We start from the raw sequence: 18,969 nt of genomic DNA on the forward strand, positions 1-18,969 counted from the left end.
GTTAAAATATAGCACAGCAAAACAAATAGGCTAAACTTCAGAATAAGGATTGTTTGGGAGAATTGGCATGAACTATAGTGATCGCTATCAAGCAGGTATTGTTCTGGCTGATTTGTTAAAAGATTACGCAAAAAGGACTGATGTAATTATTTTAGCGCTACCTAGGGGTGGGGTCCCCGTTGCTTATGAAATTGCAAAGAAACTGTCATTAAAGCTAGATGTTTTTATTGTACGAAAATTAGGTGTCCCCGGCCATGAAGAATTTGCTATGGGCGCTATAGCTTCTGGAGGTATCGTCGTTTTAAATGAAGAAGTTTTAAGTACTCTCCATTTAAACAAAGACGCTATTAATCAAGTGATACAATCAGAACAGGATGAATTATCACGTCGCGAGTTCGTTTATCGTGGCAAGCAATACGTTCCAGAAGTTATGGAAAAAACGGTAATTCTTGTGGATGATGGTATTGCCACGGGTTATACAATGCGCGCGGCTATTGCAGCTTTGAGACAGAAACATCCTGCAAAAATTATTATTGCAGTTCCTGTTGCGGCACGTTCAACTTGTGATGAGCTAGCTCCTTTAGTTGAGACAATCATCTGTCCACTTAAACCAGCTAATTTTTATGCTGTAGGATTGTGGTACAATGATTTTTCACAAACAACAGATGAGGAAGTCATAAAGTTGTTGGCAAGTTCAAATTAAATAATTACCTCATTAGAATCTGTTTATTTATATTTGCGACTGGATACTAAATTGTATTTTTTATGAATTTAAGTGATAAAACTTGAGATAATTTAATGACCTCGTTTGAGTCAGTATATCTTGATTTTCGAGCCGTGAAATAGAAAATTAAGGTCTTTCACCAAGAGAGTAGAATTGTAAATAGTTTTTTAATTAATTTTGTTGTTGAAAATAAAGGTGTAAACGATGAATGATTTAATGGATAAAATTATTTTAATCACTGGTGCCTCAAGTGGAATTGGCCAAGCTTGTGCCCGGTTGTGTGCTAAATATGGTGCGCGTCTCATATTATGTGCGCGGCGCGTAGAACGTCTCGAACAATTAGCTAAGGAATTGCATCACCGTTATGGCAAGGAACATTACATTTTGCCTTTAGATGTGCGTGAGCATGAGCAAGTCAAGAAACAACTTGATTCCTTGCCAAGCCAATGGCAGTCGATTGAGATTTTAATTAATAATGCTGGATTGGCTTTAGATACACTTCCTGTACAACAAGGTATTGAAGAGCATTGGGATATTATGATTGATACGAATATTAAAGGATTGCTTTATGTGAGTCGGGCTTTGATTCCTGGTATGCTTGAACGGGGGTATGGTCATGTTGTTAATATTGGATCAATTGCAGGCCATGAATGTTATCCAAATGGCAATGTTTATTGTGCAACCAAGTACGCAGTACATGCGCTTTCAAAGACAATGAGATTAGACATGCTTGGTAGTCCTGTTCGTGTTACTGAAATTGCTCCGGGGGCGGTAGAAACTGAGTTTAGCGAGGTGCGGTGGAAAGACAAGGAAAAAGCAAAGGAATTCTATAGTGATTTTCAACCTCTGTTGGCGGAAGACATAGCTGATGCAATAGTGTATTGTATTACTCGCCCTCTGCACGTAGATATTGAAGAAATGATCATAATGCCTACAGTGCAAGCTTCTGCTAACCACTTATCGAAAATTAAAAATAAATAAAGGTTGAGCAAAAAATTCACACAACGGGTCTTTTAGTCTATTATTTATACATATAGGAAATGACTTATCCTGCCTGAACCATTCAATAGTGTCAGATAGGGGGGTTGTTTTGGAGAGTGGTGCGCAAGCCTATGTACCTGGTAGGAAGCCTTAAGCTCTGCATAAACCTCCATTGTAAATTCAGTTACGGGCTCAGAGTACAGAAAGTCATTTCCTGTATTTTCAAAATCTTTCAAAAAATCAATCGCATCATTTTGTATAAAAATTAATCATAATATATAATTAACTTACATGCATTGGATTAAAATCTCTAGGAGGTAGGATGGAAAAACTAATTGTTTTTTTAGTTTTAAGCACGCCATTTTTTTTAACCGTGATGCCGAGATTTTTGCACCGACTTCAACTTTTGATGAGCCAGTGTCAGGATTGAATGCTATCACAGTAACTTATGTGCTTGAGGCAGGAACTAATGATGTTTATTGGGTAGAGATGACACCATGAGCATCTTTGGTAATTATCAGCAGGATCTTTTCAACAATTAGGATGGATTATGAACAGATTGATTCTTGCTTTAATGATGGTTGGGTCCCTACTGTTAGTAGCAGGTTGTGCTACTGAAAGAGTATATTACACCCCAACTTATACTCCACAATATGCTTATTCTGTTGGTTATTATCATACTAGCCCTTATTGGGATATTGATTATTTTAGTAATGATAATGATGCCTATTACTATGGCTATGATGATCTAGGGGATGTAGGATATTGGGGTATGTATAATTCCTATCAAGTTTATTAGGATCTGTTTAAAATGTTACTATATTGGCTAAAATGTCTTAATATTCTTCAATAAGATGCTTGCACACATGTTTGTTGCTCGAATATTAAGTAGACTGCGAATTAGAAACAGACCGGTGGATCTTCATAGTTGGACTATGAAGATTCAACATTTGATAAGGCTTGTGGGCTATTAGATTTTAAAATATTGGCCAAAAGAGTTTTGAATTTTAAAATCTCACTTTGGGTTTGGTTTAGGAAATGTTTTAACCCTGAAGTTGATTCTAAAAATAACTATCATTATTCCTTAGCTCGAGATACATATTCCCCTTTGCGTGTATCGACTTTGATTAACTCACCTGTTTGTACAAATAAAGGTACTCGTACTACAGCCCCTGTTTCTAGTTTTGCGGGTTTTCCACCACCTCCAGAAGTATCTCCGCGTACACCAGGATCTGTTTCTACGATTGCCAAAATAACAAAGTTAGGTGGGGTTACCTGTATGGGATCATTATTCCATAGAGTGACAATGCAAATGTCTTGCTCTTTCAACCATTGTTCGGCATCAGCAAGTACTTCTTTGCTCAACGCATATTGTTCAAAACTATCCGGAACCATAAAATGCCATTGTTCACCATCGTTATAGAGATATTGCATTTCTACATCAGCAACATCGGCAGAAGGTAAGGATTCTCCCGATTTAAAAGTACGTTCTACAACTCGGCCTGTTTTTAAGTTTCGAATTTTAATACGAGTAAATGCCTGACCTTTTCCTGGCTTAACGAATTCACAATCAAGAATGGTGCAAGGTGCGTCATCAACCATTACCTTTAAACCGTTTTTAAATTCATTGGTGCTATAGATTGCCATTAGTGCTCCACAGTTGAGATTTTGTTTGGTTTTAGTTAAAGTTCGCACAGTTTATCAAGTCTGTGTTATTAATGCGAGATACCTCTTTAAGTTGGCAAAAAAAATTAGCCCAGGGATTTACTTCAGTTAATGAATTATTAACTTATCTGGAGTTACCCTTATTAACTGGGAATGTAGATGCTGAAAAGCAATTTCCTAGTCGTATTCCTTTGGGATTTGCAAACCGTATGCAAAAAAGGAATCCTCTTGATCCCTTGTTACTTCAGGTCTTGGCTTCTGGATATGAGCTCCAAGGGAGTGACGAATACAGTAGTGATCCATTGGATGAGCATAGTAAGAATTCAGTGCGAGGACTTATGCATAAATATCATGGTCGTGTTTTATTAACAACGACTGGTGTATGTGCAGTGAACTGTCGTTATTGTTTTCGCAGACATTTTCCGTATCAGGCTAACAACCCTGGGCGAGCAGGATTGAAACATATTTGTGACTATATTGCCCAAGATACGAGTATCACAGAGGTGATTTTAAGTGGGGGTGATCCTTTATTAGCATCTGATGTTGTTCTTGGAGAGCTGATAGAGCAGTTAGAGCAGATTCCTCATTTGCATACTTTACGTATCCATACACGTATTCCCGTAGTTTTTCCAGAACGGATCGATTTGAACTTACTTTCATTATTAAAAAAGGTTAAATTAAATAAGGTTATTGTATTACATTGTAATCATGCGCAAGAACTTGATGATTCCGTACGACCAGTACTTCATGAGCTACGGCTTATAGATTGCCATTTGTTAAATCAAACAGTTTTATTGGCGGGCATTAATGACAATGCTCATGTTTTAGCTGATTTGAGTCAAACCTTATTTTCATTTGGTGTCTTGCCCTATTATTTACATGTACTAGATAAAGTCAAAGGAGCAGCGCATTTTGATTTGCCTTTTAATACGGTACAAGGTATTTATAAACAATTACAAAATTTATTGCCTGGGTATCTGCTACCTCGTTTAGTGCGTGAAGAACCTGGAAAATCAAGTAAAACTTTATTAATTTAATGAGTTCGAGGATAAGAAGGCAAATTATTCCACATTACGGTCAGGCTAAAAAGGTGGTTATGCTGACTCGAAGTTCTAGATGATGCTCGTGTATCTTCTTGATCTGTATAGAGCCAGATAGACGCTGGATCTAACAACATCGCTATCCCGAATTGAGGTTAATTGAACAGGCGTGAAATAAAGCAAAGAAACATTTATTTAAAGAAGAGACCAGATGAGAAAGCTACCTGTTTTAAGTGTTGGCGATTGGATTGAAATTATTGCGCCATCTTCTCGTAGTACTGACAAGCAGTTATTTGAATTAAAAGAATTGTTGGAATCTTGGGGACTAAACTGTATGGTGCAGGAAGATATTTTTGCCAAGGATTTATTATGCGCTAATACGGATGAAATGCGTTTGCAGCACCTAAAAAACGCCTTGCAAAACACACAGACTAAAGCGGTAATTTGTGTACGGGGTGGCTATGGTTCTGCGCGTTTGATTTCGAAATTACTTAATACCCATCCTCCAAAAAATAACAAAATATTTATTGGTATGAGTGATGTGACTTGTCTTCATCTTTATTTACAGCAGCATTGGGGATGGCCTACCATTCATGGGGCTGCAGCGCCTGATAAGTTTTCTCAGGAGTCGATTGCTTCTGTAAAGTCAATTTTGTTTGATGACGTACCAGTCAGTTTCAATGGATTAATCCCACTTAACACGCACGCACAAAAAAATGGGTTTATTCAATCTCATATTACCGGAGGTAATTTAACGATCATTCAATCAGGAATTGGCACATATTGGCAAATTGATGCCAAAAATAAGATTGTTTTACTCGAAGAGGTTGGAGAGCGAGGATATCGCGTTGATCGCATGCTGGAGCATTTAAATCAAGCATCAATTTTTACAAATGCTGCTGCGATTTTATTGGGTGATTTTCTTGAGGGCTACGAACCTAATGGCAGCTCTCTCATCGAGCCTGTTTTGCAGCGTTTTGCGGACAGTAGCGACATTCCAGTGTTCAAAATCAGCGGTATAGGACATGGCTCAATTAATTTCCCTATTCCTTTGGGAACAAACGCGTCGTTGCAATTAGGCAAAAACGCCCAATTAACTTGCTTTCGATAGAAAACTTGGTGTCTATAGTGTCAGGTCATCTACTAAGTTCTACCTATGCTGCAAGCAAAGAGTGGAACGCATTAGCAACGATATATAGCACCCGATGGATGATGCGCGACATATGATCAAATTGAAGTTTCTTCATCTTGATACAACGCAATGAGTTTTTCTTGGGCGCAGTTATTTCCTTGAGTGATGGACTTATAACTACCATCGCTTTGCATCTCCCAGGTGTTGCTATTATCTTTAAGGTAGTTTTTAATAATCTCCTGCTTTATACGTTTTTTGCAACTGTCATCAAGAATGGGGAACATAATTTCAATCCGATGATATAAATTCCTTTCCATGAGATCCGCACTGGAACAAAAATAAAATTCTTCCTCATCACTTCGGAAATAAAATATTCGATGATGTTCTAAAAATCGGCCTATGTAGGAAAGTACACGTATATTTTCTGAGACACCCGGCAATCCTGGTTTTAAACAGCAAACCCCGCGTACAAGCAAATTTATTTTGACTCCGGCTTGGGACGCCTTATATAAGGCCTGGATAATGGTTTTATCTGCCAATCCATTTACTTTAAGAAGGATTTCGCTATCTCCTTTTTTTAAGGCAGTAGCAGTGCATTGTTCTATATATTGCAATAGAGTTTTTTGTAGCGTAAACGGGGAATGACTTAATGATTTGAGTTTAACTACTTTACCTAAGCCGGTTAATTGTTGAAAAATAATTTGGGTATCTGAAGCAATGGTTGGTTCACAGGTTAATAATCCAAAATCAGTATATCGTTTTGCAGTGTATTCATGATAGTTTCCAGTGCTTAAATGCACATAACGTTTCAATTTTCCATGAGCTCTGCGAACAACTAAGGTCATTTTGGCATGGGTTTTAAATCCTACAACGCCATAAAGCACCAGAATTCCTGCAGCATGCAAACGGTTTGCTAATTTCAGATTGGACTCTTCATCAAAACGAGCTCGCAATTCGATGACTGCGGTAACCTCTTTACCTGAATGAGCTGCATCAACTAAAGCATCAACCATAACTGATTCCGACCGTGTTCGATATAGAGTTTGGCTAATTGCTAAAACATTAGGGTCATTTGCTGCTTGTCTTACAAAATCAATCACTACATCAAAGCTTTGGTAGGGGTGATGTAATAAAATATCTTGTTCGTCAAGTACGTTAAATAAATTACGTTCAGCTTTTGGAAATTGGGGATATTGAGCTGTAAAACGAGGATAATTCAGCTCAGGTCTATTAATACTGTTAATGGCGGTTAATTGACGCTGAATATTTACTGGACCATCACAATAATAAGTGTCTTCATGGCGAAGATGATATTTTTGCAGTAAAAAATCAACTATTTTTTCAGGACAGTTTTTTTCAATCTCAAGTCGAACTACATGACCATAATGGCGTGAAAAAATTTCACGTTGTACCGCTTTGGCTAAATCATCAATTTCCTCTTCACGCAAAAATAAGTCACTATTGCGCGTAAGACGAAAAGAATAACAACCACTAATTTCCATTCCTGGGAATAAACTATCCACATGTGTGGTAATAATAGAAGAGAGGTATACAAAATAATGGGCGTCACCGCATAGTTCAGAAGGTAAATGAATGACTCTGGGAATGGAGCGAGGTGCATGCACTACTGCATAGTTAATTTTACGATTAAAGGCGTCTTTTCCACTTAGAGAAATAATAAAGTTTAAACTTTTATTAATCAATTGTGGTAGGGGGTGAGCTAAGTCCAAAGCTATTGGGCTAATTATAGGTTGAATTTCATGTTTAAAATAATGTTTTGCCCACAAGTGAATGTCATCAGTCCATTGCTCTGTTTCAAGAAAGTGAATCTTTTCTTTGTTCAACGCTGGAAGAAGTTGCTTGTTAAATATAGAGTAAAGTTGTTCAATGAGTTTATGAGTTTTTTGACTAATCTGACTGAATGCTTCATCAGGACGCAAACCATCAATTGTTAATTTTCCTGAAGACATGGCAATTTTTTCTTTAAGGCCTGCAACACGAATTTCAAAAAACTCATCGAGATTACTGCTGCATATACTGAGAAAGCGCATTCTTTCCAACAAAGGAACGCGCTCATCATTAGCCAACATAAGGACTCTCTGATTAAAAGCAATAATAGAAAACTCTCTATTAATATAGTACTCCGGATTATCCAGTTTCGTTTCCAAAAGTAACTCCATTGATTTTTAAAAATCCTAGCTCCGTTTACAGATCCTATTCAGCGCACTAGAAAAAAACAAACTCCAATAAATAATATGAAACCATAAAATGGTGACAAATTCCAAAAGGTTAAAGCAAGAAAAAATAGGATGCAGCACAAAGCAATGGGAATGGAAAAATACATACCCACAACCCCTTGGGCAACGGAGTAGCTTGCTGCTGCGAGTAAAGCAAGCGCCCCGTATTGTACTCCAATCATGATTTTACGCATCCCAGGGCCATTATGGCTGGTCAACCAATGGTATCCGGCCACAGCCATAAGTAATCCTGGTAAATTCAGACTAAGGATGGCAATAATTAATCCAGTGATTCCAGCTGCTTTATATCCTATAAGCGCAGATAATTTAACCCCCGTTAGTCCAGGGAAAATAAAGGTCGAGCCAACCATCGCAACAAATTCTTCTTGGCCTATCCAATGCCGGTACTCAACAGCCTCATACTCCATGAGTTTTAACATAGAGTTACCACCTCCTAAGGATATGAGTCCGATTTTTCCAAAACTTAGGATGATATCAAATAGAGTCCTTAGCATAATTTCAATAGACTTTTTAGGAAAGTTACATATTCGCAGGAAACTTGTTCTCCTAGCAAGTGTTTGGAAATAGTTTCTACCAAATGAAGAGATCTTCCTTCAATACATACGCTAAAATAAATTTTGTTAAGGACCTCGAGACGCGCAAGTTCCATTTTTATTTTAGGTTTAGTTGGAAAGGTGTAAATCAAGGCTTCTTTTTTAACAGAAACCACTATGCTTTCTTTTGCAATTAGTTGTGTTATTTCCAGCAACTGAGGGTCGGTTAATTCAGTTTGATGTGGCGAGTTTTGAGGCGAACTTAAAAGGACTTTGCTGCCAAAACCAAAAGCAGAATCTTTTTTTGGAGTAGCGGTTTATAAAGTAATTGGTTACGTCTCTTTTTAATATTATAGTTTTGGCCTGGAAGTAAATAATAATCGTCTTCTTTATATTTTTGTTGGTAATGCGTAATGTTTCGTAATGACGGGTCAATTGTGTTTAGAATTATTGATTTATTCTCTGGCCAAAAATAACGAATTTCCCATTTTAGATGCTCATCTTTTATATCCACAAAGGTTGCTAAGGGTAGGTTTTTTTCCGGAGCAAATTCAAAATTCCAAATTAGGCGTTGTTTCATGCGCGATTGCTACTTATAAAGTAAAGAGTATATACTACACTTTTATCGTCCAAAGCAAGGGAAGGTATTGATATTATGGCCATTTTGTTTTTTGTGCTCTACCTGATATTTACGCTAGTGGTGCTCTATAGAGCAATGAATCCATTAGTTTGGGAATTAGGCAGCGTTTTTTATTTAGTCATAGCAACATTTGCTATTGGTTTGCCTTGGATTATTGGTTTTCTGCTTTGGTTAATAATTATCACGGCATTGCTTGTAGTTTATCTCGAACCTTTGCGTGCAGCTATTGCAGATTATCTTTATAAAACAGCTGGAAAATCAATTCCTAAATTGTCAAAAACAGAAGAGGAAGCGCTTAATGCCGGTGATACTTGGTTGGAACAAGATATTTTTACAGGAAAGCCAGATTGGGATAGATTATCTAATGTAAGCACCGCTCTTTCAACAGAGGAGCAGGCATTCCTCGATAATGAAACTCAAACGCTCTGTGGTATGTTAGATGAATGGGAAATCAGTCAATCTCATGATTTACCTAAAAAAGTTTGGACTTATATCAAAGAGAATGGCTTTTTAGGATTGGTAATTCCTAAAGAGTACGGAGGCAAAGGTTTTTCTGCGCGCACGCATTCTGATGTAGTGATGAAAATTGCCAGTCGGTCTGGGGTAGCGGCGGTGACGGTAATGGTACCTAATTCGTTAGGTCCAGGAGAGTTAATAAATTATTATGGGACAGAAGAACAAAAAACTTATTATTTGCCACGTTTAGCAAAAGGCATTGATATTCCTTGTTTTGCTTTAACTGAACCTGGTGCAGGTAGTGATGCAACCTCAATCCAGTCTGATGCTATTGTTGTACACAAGTCTGTTGATGGCGAAATGGTATTAGGCTTAAACATTACTTTAGATAAGCGCTGGATTACTTTAGCTCCAATTGCTACGTTGATTGGTTTAGCAGTGAATGTTAAGGATCCCAATGGTTTATTGCAAGGTGAAGGAGTAGAGGGGATCACTTGTTTACTCATTTCTCGTGATACTCCTAATCTGGAAATTGGAAATCGGCATTTACCTGCGGATCAACCGTTTATGAATGGTACTATCCGTGGAAAAGATATTTTTGTGCCTCTATCTACCGTAATTGGAGGACAAAAAAGAATAGGAAGTGGATGGCAGATGCTGGTTGAGTGTTTATCAATCGGTCGCTCTATTTCTCTGCCTGCATTAGGTGCCGCTTCTTCTTCTGTTTGTTATTTGGCAACGAGTGCTTTTGCGCGTATTCGCTGCCAGTTTAACGTGGAAATTGGTCAGTTTGAAGGAGTCGTCGAAAAACTTGCAGAGATTGCTGGATTAAATTATTTGATTAATTCAACCCGCTTACTCACAGTAGCAGCTGTAAATGAACATAAAAAACCTTCGGTTGCTTCTGCAATTACTAAGTACTTTAATACTGAACTGGCCCGAATTGTCGTGAATTCAGCTATGGACGTGCATGCAGGGCGTGGGGTTGTTGTGGGGCCTCGCAATTACTTGACTAATTTTTATCAAGGGGTTCCAATTTCCATTACCGTGGAAGGGGCAAATATAATGTCTCGGAATTTATTAATTTTTGGGCAAGGTTCAATGGCATGTCATCCTTATATTCGTGATGAGTTCTATGCTATTTCCAATCAGGATAAAGAAGCATTTAGAAAAATTATTTGGAAACATATTCAATATTTTTTACAAAATTTTGCTAAAACCGTATGTTCTGCATGGACAGGAGGCTTATTTATTAGTGTACCGAAACAAAAAATGAAACGTGAGTACAAGAGATTAGCCCGCTTAAGTCATGCTTATGCTTGGCTTGCAGATTTGTCTTTGATTAAATTAGGTGGTGATTTAAAGCGTAAAGAACGATTGTCTGCTCGTCTTGCTGATGGAATGTCCTATCTCTATATGGCGATGGCCGTTTTGCGTAACGTACAACTCAATGGAGATCATCCCGATGATCAATTATATGCTCAATGGGCGGTTTCCTACTGTTTTTATCATGCACAAAAGGCGATGATTAATTTATGTAATAATTTTCCCTCCAGAGTTCTGGGAGTTATAGTACGATTCTTGGCATTTCCATTGGGGCAAACTATGCGTTATCCAAGTGATAAGCTGGATTATAGATTAGCAAAATTGGCAGCCCAGAATAACCTATATCGGGATCGAGTGAAAAACTCGATTTATTTAAGTGGTGACCCACAACAACCGGTTGATCGAGTCGAGCATGCTTTGCAATTAATTCTCAAGACAGAAGGAATTACTCAAAAACTGGGAGACTTGAAACGAGTTAAATTTGGTAAATTAAAAGCACGATTAGAAGATAAAGTTGCAAAGAGTGAAATTAATCAACAGGAAATGGATGCCTTGCTCGCAGTGGAGGCTGCTCGTTGGGACGCGATTTTAGTGGATGAATTTACTTTTGATTCAATGAAAAATCGTTCATTTAAATCGGTAATTGATGAGATTAAATCACCATTTATGCAGGATTTAAAATCTGATACCAATATATAAGGCGGGCCAGTGCTATTAATTTAAAGAGCTTGTTGACGTCATTACAAAAGTGAAAGACCCATTTTGTTGTAATTAATGCTACAATAGAAATGGGGTTTCCGCTTTCATGAAAATATAACAAACCCATTAAGCCATTGGCAGTGATGTTCAGGGTAGTGAAGAGAATAGCGAACTTTTATAAAAAGCGAATTTCTTTTTGTGAACCTATAGTATAGGTTATATTTTTACAAATTTTTAACAGACTAGTAAAACTAGAAATTCTGTAACTTAGATGATTTTGCTATAATTAGGTCAATACGATAATAGAATCCGCCAGAGAGATGATTTATGTCCGCAAATGCACCTTCAATAAGCACTACTAAAGATTTTACATTACCTCCCAAAGCAGAGCTATTAAAGGCAATGCAAAATGCAGAAAAATCTCCCGAACTAGCTCACTATTTAAGAGATCGAATTCATGAGATTGTTCAAAAATCAAGATTCTATAATAAATCACCCGAAGCAAAAGCGGCTGCCGAAGAAATAGAAAAAGCAGTAGATGAGTTTGTGAAATTTGTTGAATATAAGTTTTCTCAAAGGGCGAATATTTGGCTTGGTGATCTTCCTGAGACTTCGAACTTTAAGAATATGCAGACAGGTATTGCTGAAAAAGCAGTAAGCAATTTAGCAGATAAAAATTATGAAGGAATTCGATTTGACTTTGCAATTAGTCAAGATGGTCATTTTGTTCGTGGTTATGCGGTTCCCGGATCAGATGCGCCACTAGATGAGAGTACAGTAGTCGACTTAGATCAGTTATTTAACGCATGGTTAGCAAAAAAACATGAAATTGCCACAGAAAATGGCTATTTGTTTCATGTTGATAAAGATGGTAATCATATTCGAAAACTTACTGTGGAGGAAGTGGAACAATTACTGGCTGACTCAGCAAAAGACTTTCGAGACTATGTTCGAGAGAACAACGTATCTACGGAGCTTATTACTCGTCAACGTGAATATCCAGGTGAGCAACGATTGGAAGAACAACGCAGAAAAGCGGCTGCCGCAAAAGCAGTTGAAAAAGTTATCGAATCTGAGGAACTAGAGGCTGTATCTCGGAAAAAAGAAGAACCAGAATCCGGGGTGGAACCACAAGGTCCTGGGCATGCGTGACGGGCTGAACAATATATACAGCTTGAGTTAGGCCTTATTTCTCGCTTCTAAAAGACCTGACTCACGAGACTGAGTTAATTCTGATTCGCTGCATATAACCTTGATAGGGAGCCTATGTCAAACCATATCCCTTTATAAACATGGGCAGTGGCCTCATGTTGTTCGGCGCGATGTCGAATTAATGGGGTTACGGAGTAGCGACCTTGTTTGCAATTTGTGAATATCTGGGGATGGTAGCAGCAGATACCTGCAAGAGTGTATTCACGAGCAGTGTTGCTTAATTTGTTTTCATTAATGATCCCAAAGTCTCCATGATGATTAAGTGCTGGATTTTTAGGAACCAAAATGACGTGGATGGAATCAACATTTTCTGGTTGCAATAAAGAATAATCAAAATGGGTATAGATGTCTGCATTTACTGTAATGAAGGGTTGATTGCCTAATAATGGTAGTGCATTTACAATGCCACCACCTGTTTCAAGCCCGCCTGGAGGTTCTGCGGAATAACAAATTTCAACATTCCAATGTTCCCCATTCCCTAAATATTGTCGAATTTTTCCCCCAAGGTAGGCATGATTGATTACAATTCGTTTAAATCCAGCTTTTGCCAAATTAATTACATGATGCTCGATTAAAGGTTTCCCTTTAACGATGCAAAGTGCTTTTGGTATTACCTCGGTGATTGGTTTTAATCGTTCTCCTCGACCGGCAGCGAGTATCATTGCTGTTTTCATGGTAAATAAACTCTCATTTGTAGAAAGTGAAAAAATGGATGTAATTCTTCATAAATTTCTGTACATTCAAGAACATACTTTAATGTTAAAGGCAAATCCTTAAGATATCCTGGTTTATTATCGCGTAAATATAAACGACAAAAGATTCCTAAAACCTTTAAGTGTCTTTGCAATCCGCAAAGATCAAAGGCGCGAATGAACTCAGATAACGAGTAATGATTGGCTGCTGCACTCTGATGAGTATAAAAGAAACTCATCCATTCGAGGATTTGTTTACGTGGCCAAGAAATATAACAATCTTTGAGTAACGAAACTAAATCATAAGTTAATGGGCCGCACATGGCATCTTGGAAATCAATAACAGCCAATCCAATTTCAGTTTGCTCCTTGATGAGCATTAAATTACGTGAATGGTAGTCTCGATGAATAAAAGTAAGCGGTTGTTGAGCTAGTTGTGTAGCAATCCAATCCATTGTTTTTTGCACTAGATTTAATTCATCTTGATTGAGATCCAAGGCAAGATAAGCTTTAAAAAACCATTCATTGCACAGATCCATTTCCTTAAGCATATGGGGCTTATCAAAAGGGAGTAACCTAGAATCGTAAATAGAACAAGATTGAATTTTAATTAAAGTTTCTATAGCTTCATGATAGTACTTGTTAGCAGTTTCAGGTCGCAGATCATTCAATAAAAGTTGATCCCCTAAGTCACTTAATAAGAGAAATCCTTGCTCAAGATCTACCGCAAGAATTTCAGGAGTAAGTATTCCAGCTTTCTTAAGCGTTTGGGCAATGTGTATAAATGGTTCAAGATCTTCTTTGCCTGGGGGGGCATCCATCACCACGTACGTTAAGTTATTATGGTGAAGACGAAAATATCTTCTAAAACTGGCATCTCCTGCTAAAGATGCTAAGTGAAAGTCTTGATTTTTTAACGTGTAAATCAGCCATTCTTTCAGTGCGTTTTCTCGTGTATGCATGGTATACTTTCCCCTCGATTTTTGGCTGTAACTTATAATTTGATCTCTTCTTTTCCATAAATGGGGTAGGTTTTACATGAAAAACAACTCACCGACTGATCAAAAGCAATTTAGTTACATGTTTTTTGGCGCATGATAAGGCATTTTATTACTCGTGAACAAGATTTCATTCAAATGGTTCTTGATGAGCATGCTGGCTATGGTGCTTATTGTGTTTATGGTACTTTATCATACTTTCGCCTATTCTGCTCCCTTAATTAATGAACCAGTACAAGCATGTGTCATAGCCCGCGATGTTGATTTAACGAATGCGATAAGAGCCAAGTTTGCTCAATGTCTTGGTTGGCAAACGGATCAAAACTCACCCATTTGTCATGGTTCTTATCAACCCATCACTGTTATGCCTCTTGCCTCATCTGATGAAATACGGATCATGGCGGATCGCGTTTCTTTTTACCAAGATAAGCCTTCTACTTTGAGCGGTCATGTAGAAGTACAACAAAATCTGCGAATCGTTAATGCACAAACAGCTTATGTATTCCGTGATCCTAAAAGCAATCAAATTACAAAAATTGAGTTTTTAGGCAATGTGCATTACCTTGAACCGGATAAACTATTGATTGCTCGCAAAGCATCAATTAATCCTCAAGATAAGTCAGGTCAAATAGAGGATGTACTTTATCGATTTAATACCAATAAGCGTGAGACAATATTACCTGCATGGGGAAGAGCAAGTTTAATGCAGCGTTTTGCCAATTCTGATTATCTATTACGTCAGGCTACTTATACAACTTGCGCCCCACAGGACAAAGCGTGGGATGTTGAAGCTAAGTCTATTGTTATTGATAATAAAAAAAAGATAGGAATTGCTCGAAATGCTAAATTACGGATCCGTGAGTGGCCTATTCTTTATGTCCCTTATTTAAGCTTTCCAACAACTAAAGAAAGAAAGTCGGGGTTTCTAATGCCTTTGGCAGGATATTCTAATGTCGGTGGTTTTGATTTTGGAGTCCCTTACTATTGGAATATCGCTCCTAATTATGATTTGACTCTTACCCCTCATCTTTACACAGAACGTAATGTAATGATTGGAGGTGAGTTTCGATATTTAACATCAAAAAGTATGGGTATCATTACTGGTGATTTTCTACCAAATGATGCTGCGTACCGCAATTTTTTAAATAGTCATGTGGATGAGTTCCCTTGGTTCAGAAATGAGTCAACTAATCGTTGGTTTTGGGGAATTCGTAATACGACGCAATTTAATCCTGATTTACGATTAAATGTGAATGTTCAACAGGTTTCTGATGATTACTATTTCCAGGACTTTAGTACGAATTTGGCGCTTATTACCGAGAGGCAATTATTACGCCAAGCAGATTTAACCTATGCCACAGAGCATTGGACTTTTAGAGGCATGGCACAAAGTTTTCAAACCTTACATCCAATTAATGAAACGCCCATAGCAGATCAGTATGAACGTCTCCCACAACTATATGCACATGGCTATTATTATGATTTACCACTGCAGGCTAATTTAAATGTGACTGGACAATATGACCAGTTTTTTTGGCCGACATCAATACCGCAAGAAGTTCCGATATTAATGCCTCAAGGTATTCCCATAGAAATGCCTCAAGGGCCTAGATTTCATCTTAATCCAGGGCTTTCATTACCACAAAGAACTAATTGGGGATATGTTACTCCATCCGTAGAATTTGTAGAAAACTATTATCAGGTTCAAAATAATTGGAACAATATGCATACGGATTACAATCGCTTTATTCCGCGTTTCAGCACTCAAGGTGGTTTGTTTTTTGAGCGTAATTTTAATTGGAGTGGAGACTCTTATACACAAACCTTAGAGCCAAGTTTATTTTATTTATATGTACCTTTTTATAATCAAAGCCAGCTGCCCATATACGATACTGCGAACATGATTTTTAATTTTGATCAACTTTTTAGAACAAATCGTTTTTCAGGTTTTGATCGAATTGGTGATGCGAATCAACTAAGTTATGCATTGACTACTCGGTGGTTATCTGAGGAAACTGGCTCTGAGTTAGCTGTTTTTTCTATCGGACAAGTTAAGTACTTTTCGGATAGAAAAGTACAGCTTTGTCGCAGCCCTTCTGGTGTATGCATCGCGAATCCTCTGGAAATAGGACAATTATCACCGTTTTATGGGTTTTCTCCTATTGCGAGTCGTGCCATGTATTCTTTAGGCCCGTCTTGGAAGTTGTTAGGCGACTATGTTTGGGATCCTGCTACTTCTGCTACGAACAATGCAGATTTAAATATCCATTATCAGCCAAAGCCAAATGCAGTTGTTAATTTGGGGTATAGTTATTTAGTGAATGGCGATGTTACTGCAGTAAGAAATAATTTAGGAGTTGATAATGCTTTGCATCAAGTCTTGGGTTCTATTTCTTGGCCATTAACTGATAGGTGGAGCGCGATAGGGGCTTACAGTCACAATATTAGTAAAGATTATAGTATGATGTCGTTGTTGGGAATGCAATATGACAATTGTTGTTGGGCAGTACGAATTTTAGGTGGAAGAACATTTAAAAACTTAGACGCAAATTATTCACCTCGATATAATAATAATATTTATTTGCAAATTTTATTAAAAGGCTTAGGATCAGTAGCCAATAGTGATCCAGGCAGTGTATTGAATACCTATATCCCAGGATATAGTGATCCATTTCGTCGTTAAACAATGGAATGGTAAAAATTGAACAAATCTGCTTGAGTTTTGGATAAAAATAACCTAAATTGCTCGAAAAAAGTAAATAAGGATTCAGTTATGTATAAGAAAATAGCACTGATATGCATCTTCTTTTCTGTAGTTGTAAGTATTGCACAAGCAAAACAAATGCTGGATAAAGTAGTTGCCGTTGTCAATGATGGTGTTATTACTGAGAGTGAGCTAAATAAGCAAGTTGAATTATCTAAAAAGCAAATTCTTGCACAAAAAATGCAACTACCAGAAGAATCGGTATTACGTAAACAGGTGTTACAGCATCTGATTGATGTAGACTTACAACTGCAAATGGCGAAAAAGAATGGACTTGCTGTAGATGATGCGGAATTAAATCAGGCAATTGAGAAAATTGCATCGGCGAATCATGCTACCTTAACTCAGCTACGTGAAGAAATTGTCCGACAGGGTATGACTTGGAATGAATATAGGGAAAATATTCGTAAAGAAATACTCTTAAGCCATTTGCAGCAAAAAGCAGTTGGTAGAGATGCAATGGTTACCAGCGAACAAGTCGACCAATATTTAAAGGCTGAGGGTGGAATTGTCGATCGTTCAACACTCACATACCGCATTCAAAATATAGTCATTCCTTTGAGCGAAGAGCCTACATCAGAACAAGTAAAAAAAGCTAAAAACAAAGCAGAGCTTTTGTTAACAAAAATCAAGAAAGGAGATGATTTTAGTCGTCTTGCTATAGAGAACTCAAGTGGAGAGTTTGCATTAGAGGGTGGTGATTTAGGCGAGCGGCATCTTGCTGAGTTACCAGAACTATTTGCAAAAGAAGTTGTAAAAATGAAAGTTGGCCAAGTTGTTGGTCCTCTACGCGCTGGAAACGGTTTTCAACTTATAAAACTGGTTTCTATAGGTGGTGAAAATCAACACCATATTATTACTAAGACTCATGTTCGTCACATTCTTTTAAAGCCTGATCCAAGTATGCTTCCAGAGGATGCAAAGAAGCAGGTTCAGAATATTTATCAGCAAATAAAAGCAGGAAAGGATTTTGCCCTGATGGCAAAACAATATTCGTTAGATTCCGCAAGTGCTGTGAAAGGTGGTGATTTGGGTTGGGTTACACCCGGAGTATTAGTCCCTGAATTTGAAAAAGCAATGGATAAGTTAGCCATTAATGAAATAAGCCCTCCAGTTAAATCGCAATTTGGCTGGCACCTTATTCAAGTTCTTGGGCGTAAGCAAGAAGATGATTCAGAAGCGTTTAAGGTACAACAAGTAAGGCAATTTTTACAACAAAGAAAATTTGCTGAAGCGGTACAAAATTGGCAGCAACATATACGAACAGATGCATATGTTAATATTCTTGATAAGGAATTAGCATGAAGCCGCTCCTTATTAGTAGTGGGGAACCAGCAGGTATTGGTCCAGACTTATGTTTGGCTCTTGCAGGTTATGATTTTCCATTAGTAATTCTAGGAGATCGAGATGTTTTGGAGGCTAGGGCAAAGGAATTAAAACTAGATGTTCGTTTCACTTCATATAAAAGTGGGGACGTGGTAGAGCCAAGGCCTGGTAATTTACCGGTGCTGTCTATTTCTTGTCCTGCTCCTGTGCAAAGTGGATGCCTTAATCCTGATAATGCAGGTTATGTTGTGGAAATACTAAATCATGCGGCACGTTTATGTGGCAGAGGAGATTTTTCTGCATTAGTGACTGCACCTGTTCATAAGGCCAATATTAATAGTGCGGGTATCCCATTCAGTGGGCATACTGAGTTTTTTGCACAATTTTATAATGTGGAAATAGTGGTGATGATGCTGGCTTGTCCACAGATGAAAGTGGCTTTAGTTACAACGCATCTTCCTTTGCGACAAGTAGCAGATTCGATTACCTCCAATTTAATTATTAAAATAGTAAGTCAAGTACA

15 protein-coding genes and 1 pseudogene (1 of these 16 running past the window's edge) are annotated in these 18,969 nt (G+C 37.7%); 10 read left to right on the forward strand and 6 right to left on the reverse strand.

Annotation, left to right across the window (positions count from 1 at the left end; all coding sequences use genetic code 11):
- The first annotated feature begins 67 nt into the window (after positions 1–67).
- From EL220_RS02095 to EL220_RS02105, 3 genes are all read left to right on the forward strand, one after another.
- A complete protein-coding gene (locus tag EL220_RS02095) occupies positions 68–703 on the forward strand; it encodes a phosphoribosyltransferase (protein WP_027272667.1) in 636 nt (211 codons plus the stop codon).
- Positions 704–928: 225 nt separating this feature from the next.
- On the forward strand, positions 929–1,705 hold the full coding sequence (locus EL220_RS02100) for an SDR family NAD(P)-dependent oxidoreductase (protein ID WP_027272666.1): 777 nt from the start codon (positions 929–931) through the stop codon (positions 1,703–1,705).
- Positions 1,706–2,255: 550 nt separating this feature from the next.
- Entirely contained in the window at positions 2,256–2,504 is a 249-nt protein-coding gene (locus EL220_RS02105) for a hypothetical protein (protein WP_027272665.1), read from the forward strand.
- Positions 2,505–2,782: 278 nt separating this feature from the next.
- Here EL220_RS02105 and efp read toward each other — a convergent pair whose 3' ends face one another.
- Positions 2,783–3,352: an elongation factor P gene (efp, locus tag EL220_RS02110; RefSeq protein WP_027272664.1), complete on the reverse strand. Its 570-nt coding sequence runs from the start codon at positions 3,350–3,352 to the stop codon at positions 2,783–2,785.
- A 71-nt stretch (positions 3,353–3,423) separates the two neighbouring features.
- On the opposite strand from efp, the gene epmB reads away from it, so the two are divergent.
- Both epmB and EL220_RS02120 read left to right on the forward strand, forming a co-directional pair.
- Positions 3,424–4,407 carry an EF-P beta-lysylation protein EpmB gene (gene epmB / locus EL220_RS02115; protein ID WP_027272663.1) on the forward strand — a complete coding sequence of 328 codons (984 nt, stop codon included), beginning with the start codon at positions 3,424–3,426 and terminating at the stop codon, positions 4,405–4,407.
- A gap of 214 nt (positions 4,408–4,621) precedes the next feature.
- On the forward strand, positions 4,622–5,521 hold the full coding sequence (locus EL220_RS02120) for a S66 peptidase family protein (RefSeq protein WP_027272662.1): 900 nt from the start codon (positions 4,622–4,624) through the stop codon (positions 5,519–5,521).
- A 116-nt stretch (positions 5,522–5,637) separates the two neighbouring features.
- Here EL220_RS02120 and ppk1 read toward each other — a convergent pair whose 3' ends face one another.
- The 3 genes and pseudogenes from ppk1 to EL220_RS02135 form a co-directional block, all read right to left on the reverse strand.
- Positions 5,638–7,710: a polyphosphate kinase 1 gene (gene ppk1, locus EL220_RS02125; protein ID WP_027272661.1), complete on the reverse strand. Its 2,073-nt coding sequence runs from the start codon at positions 7,708–7,710 to the stop codon at positions 5,638–5,640.
- 50 nt (positions 7,711–7,760) lie between these two features.
- Complete coding sequence (locus tag EL220_RS02130) at positions 7,761–8,294, reverse strand: chromate transporter (RefSeq protein WP_027272660.1); 534 nt, start codon at positions 8,292–8,294, stop codon at positions 7,761–7,763.
- A pseudogene (locus tag EL220_RS02135) lies at positions 8,288–8,913 on the reverse strand (hypothetical protein). The gene EL220_RS02130 and the pseudogene EL220_RS02135 overlap by 7 nt, the downstream one beginning before the upstream one ends.
- A gap of 75 nt (positions 8,914–8,988) precedes the next feature.
- Here EL220_RS02135 and EL220_RS02140 point away from each other — a divergent pair.
- Both EL220_RS02140 and EL220_RS02145 read left to right on the forward strand, forming a co-directional pair.
- Complete coding sequence (locus EL220_RS02140) at positions 8,989–11,454, forward strand: acyl-CoA dehydrogenase (protein ID WP_027272658.1); 2,466 nt, start codon at positions 8,989–8,991, stop codon at positions 11,452–11,454.
- Between the two features lie 327 nt (positions 11,455–11,781).
- Positions 11,782–12,606, forward strand: a complete 825-nt coding sequence (locus EL220_RS02145; RefSeq protein WP_027272657.1) for a hypothetical protein — start codon at positions 11,782–11,784, stop codon at positions 12,604–12,606.
- A 74-nt stretch (positions 12,607–12,680) separates the two neighbouring features.
- Here the strand turns inward: EL220_RS02145 and EL220_RS02150 are convergent, their stop codons facing one another.
- Together EL220_RS02150 and EL220_RS02155 are read right to left on the reverse strand one after the other, a co-directional pair.
- A complete protein-coding gene (locus tag EL220_RS02150; protein WP_027272656.1) occupies positions 12,681–13,340 on the reverse strand; it encodes a nucleotidyltransferase family protein in 660 nt (219 codons plus the stop codon).
- A complete protein-coding gene (locus EL220_RS02155; RefSeq protein WP_027272655.1) occupies positions 13,337–14,320 on the reverse strand; it encodes an aminoglycoside phosphotransferase family protein in 984 nt (327 codons plus the stop codon). The genes EL220_RS02150 and EL220_RS02155 overlap by 4 nt, the downstream gene beginning before the upstream one ends.
- A gap of 184 nt (positions 14,321–14,504) precedes the next feature.
- Between EL220_RS02155 and EL220_RS02160 the strand changes: the two genes are divergently transcribed.
- The 3 genes from EL220_RS02160 to pdxA all read left to right on the forward strand — a co-directional run.
- Entirely contained in the window at positions 14,505–17,039 is a 2,535-nt protein-coding gene (locus EL220_RS02160; protein ID WP_027272654.1) for an LPS-assembly protein LptD, read from the forward strand.
- A 90-nt stretch (positions 17,040–17,129) separates the two neighbouring features.
- Positions 17,130–18,425: a peptidylprolyl isomerase gene (locus EL220_RS02165; RefSeq protein ID WP_027272653.1), complete on the forward strand. Its 1,296-nt coding sequence runs from the start codon at positions 17,130–17,132 to the stop codon at positions 18,423–18,425.
- A protein-coding gene (gene pdxA / locus EL220_RS02170) for a 4-hydroxythreonine-4-phosphate dehydrogenase PdxA (protein WP_027272652.1) crosses the window boundary here: on the forward strand, positions 18,422–18,969 show its 5' portion. It continues 427 nt past the right edge of the window; the window shows 548 of its 975 coding nt (coding positions 1–548); it begins with the start codon at positions 18,422–18,424; its stop codon lies off the right edge, out of view. The genes EL220_RS02165 and pdxA overlap by 4 nt, the downstream gene beginning before the upstream one ends.

Origin of the sequence: Legionella sainthelensi (assembly GCF_900637685.1) — a bacterium.
GTDB classification, from domain to species: domain Bacteria; phylum Pseudomonadota; class Gammaproteobacteria; order Legionellales; family Legionellaceae; genus Legionella; species Legionella sainthelensi.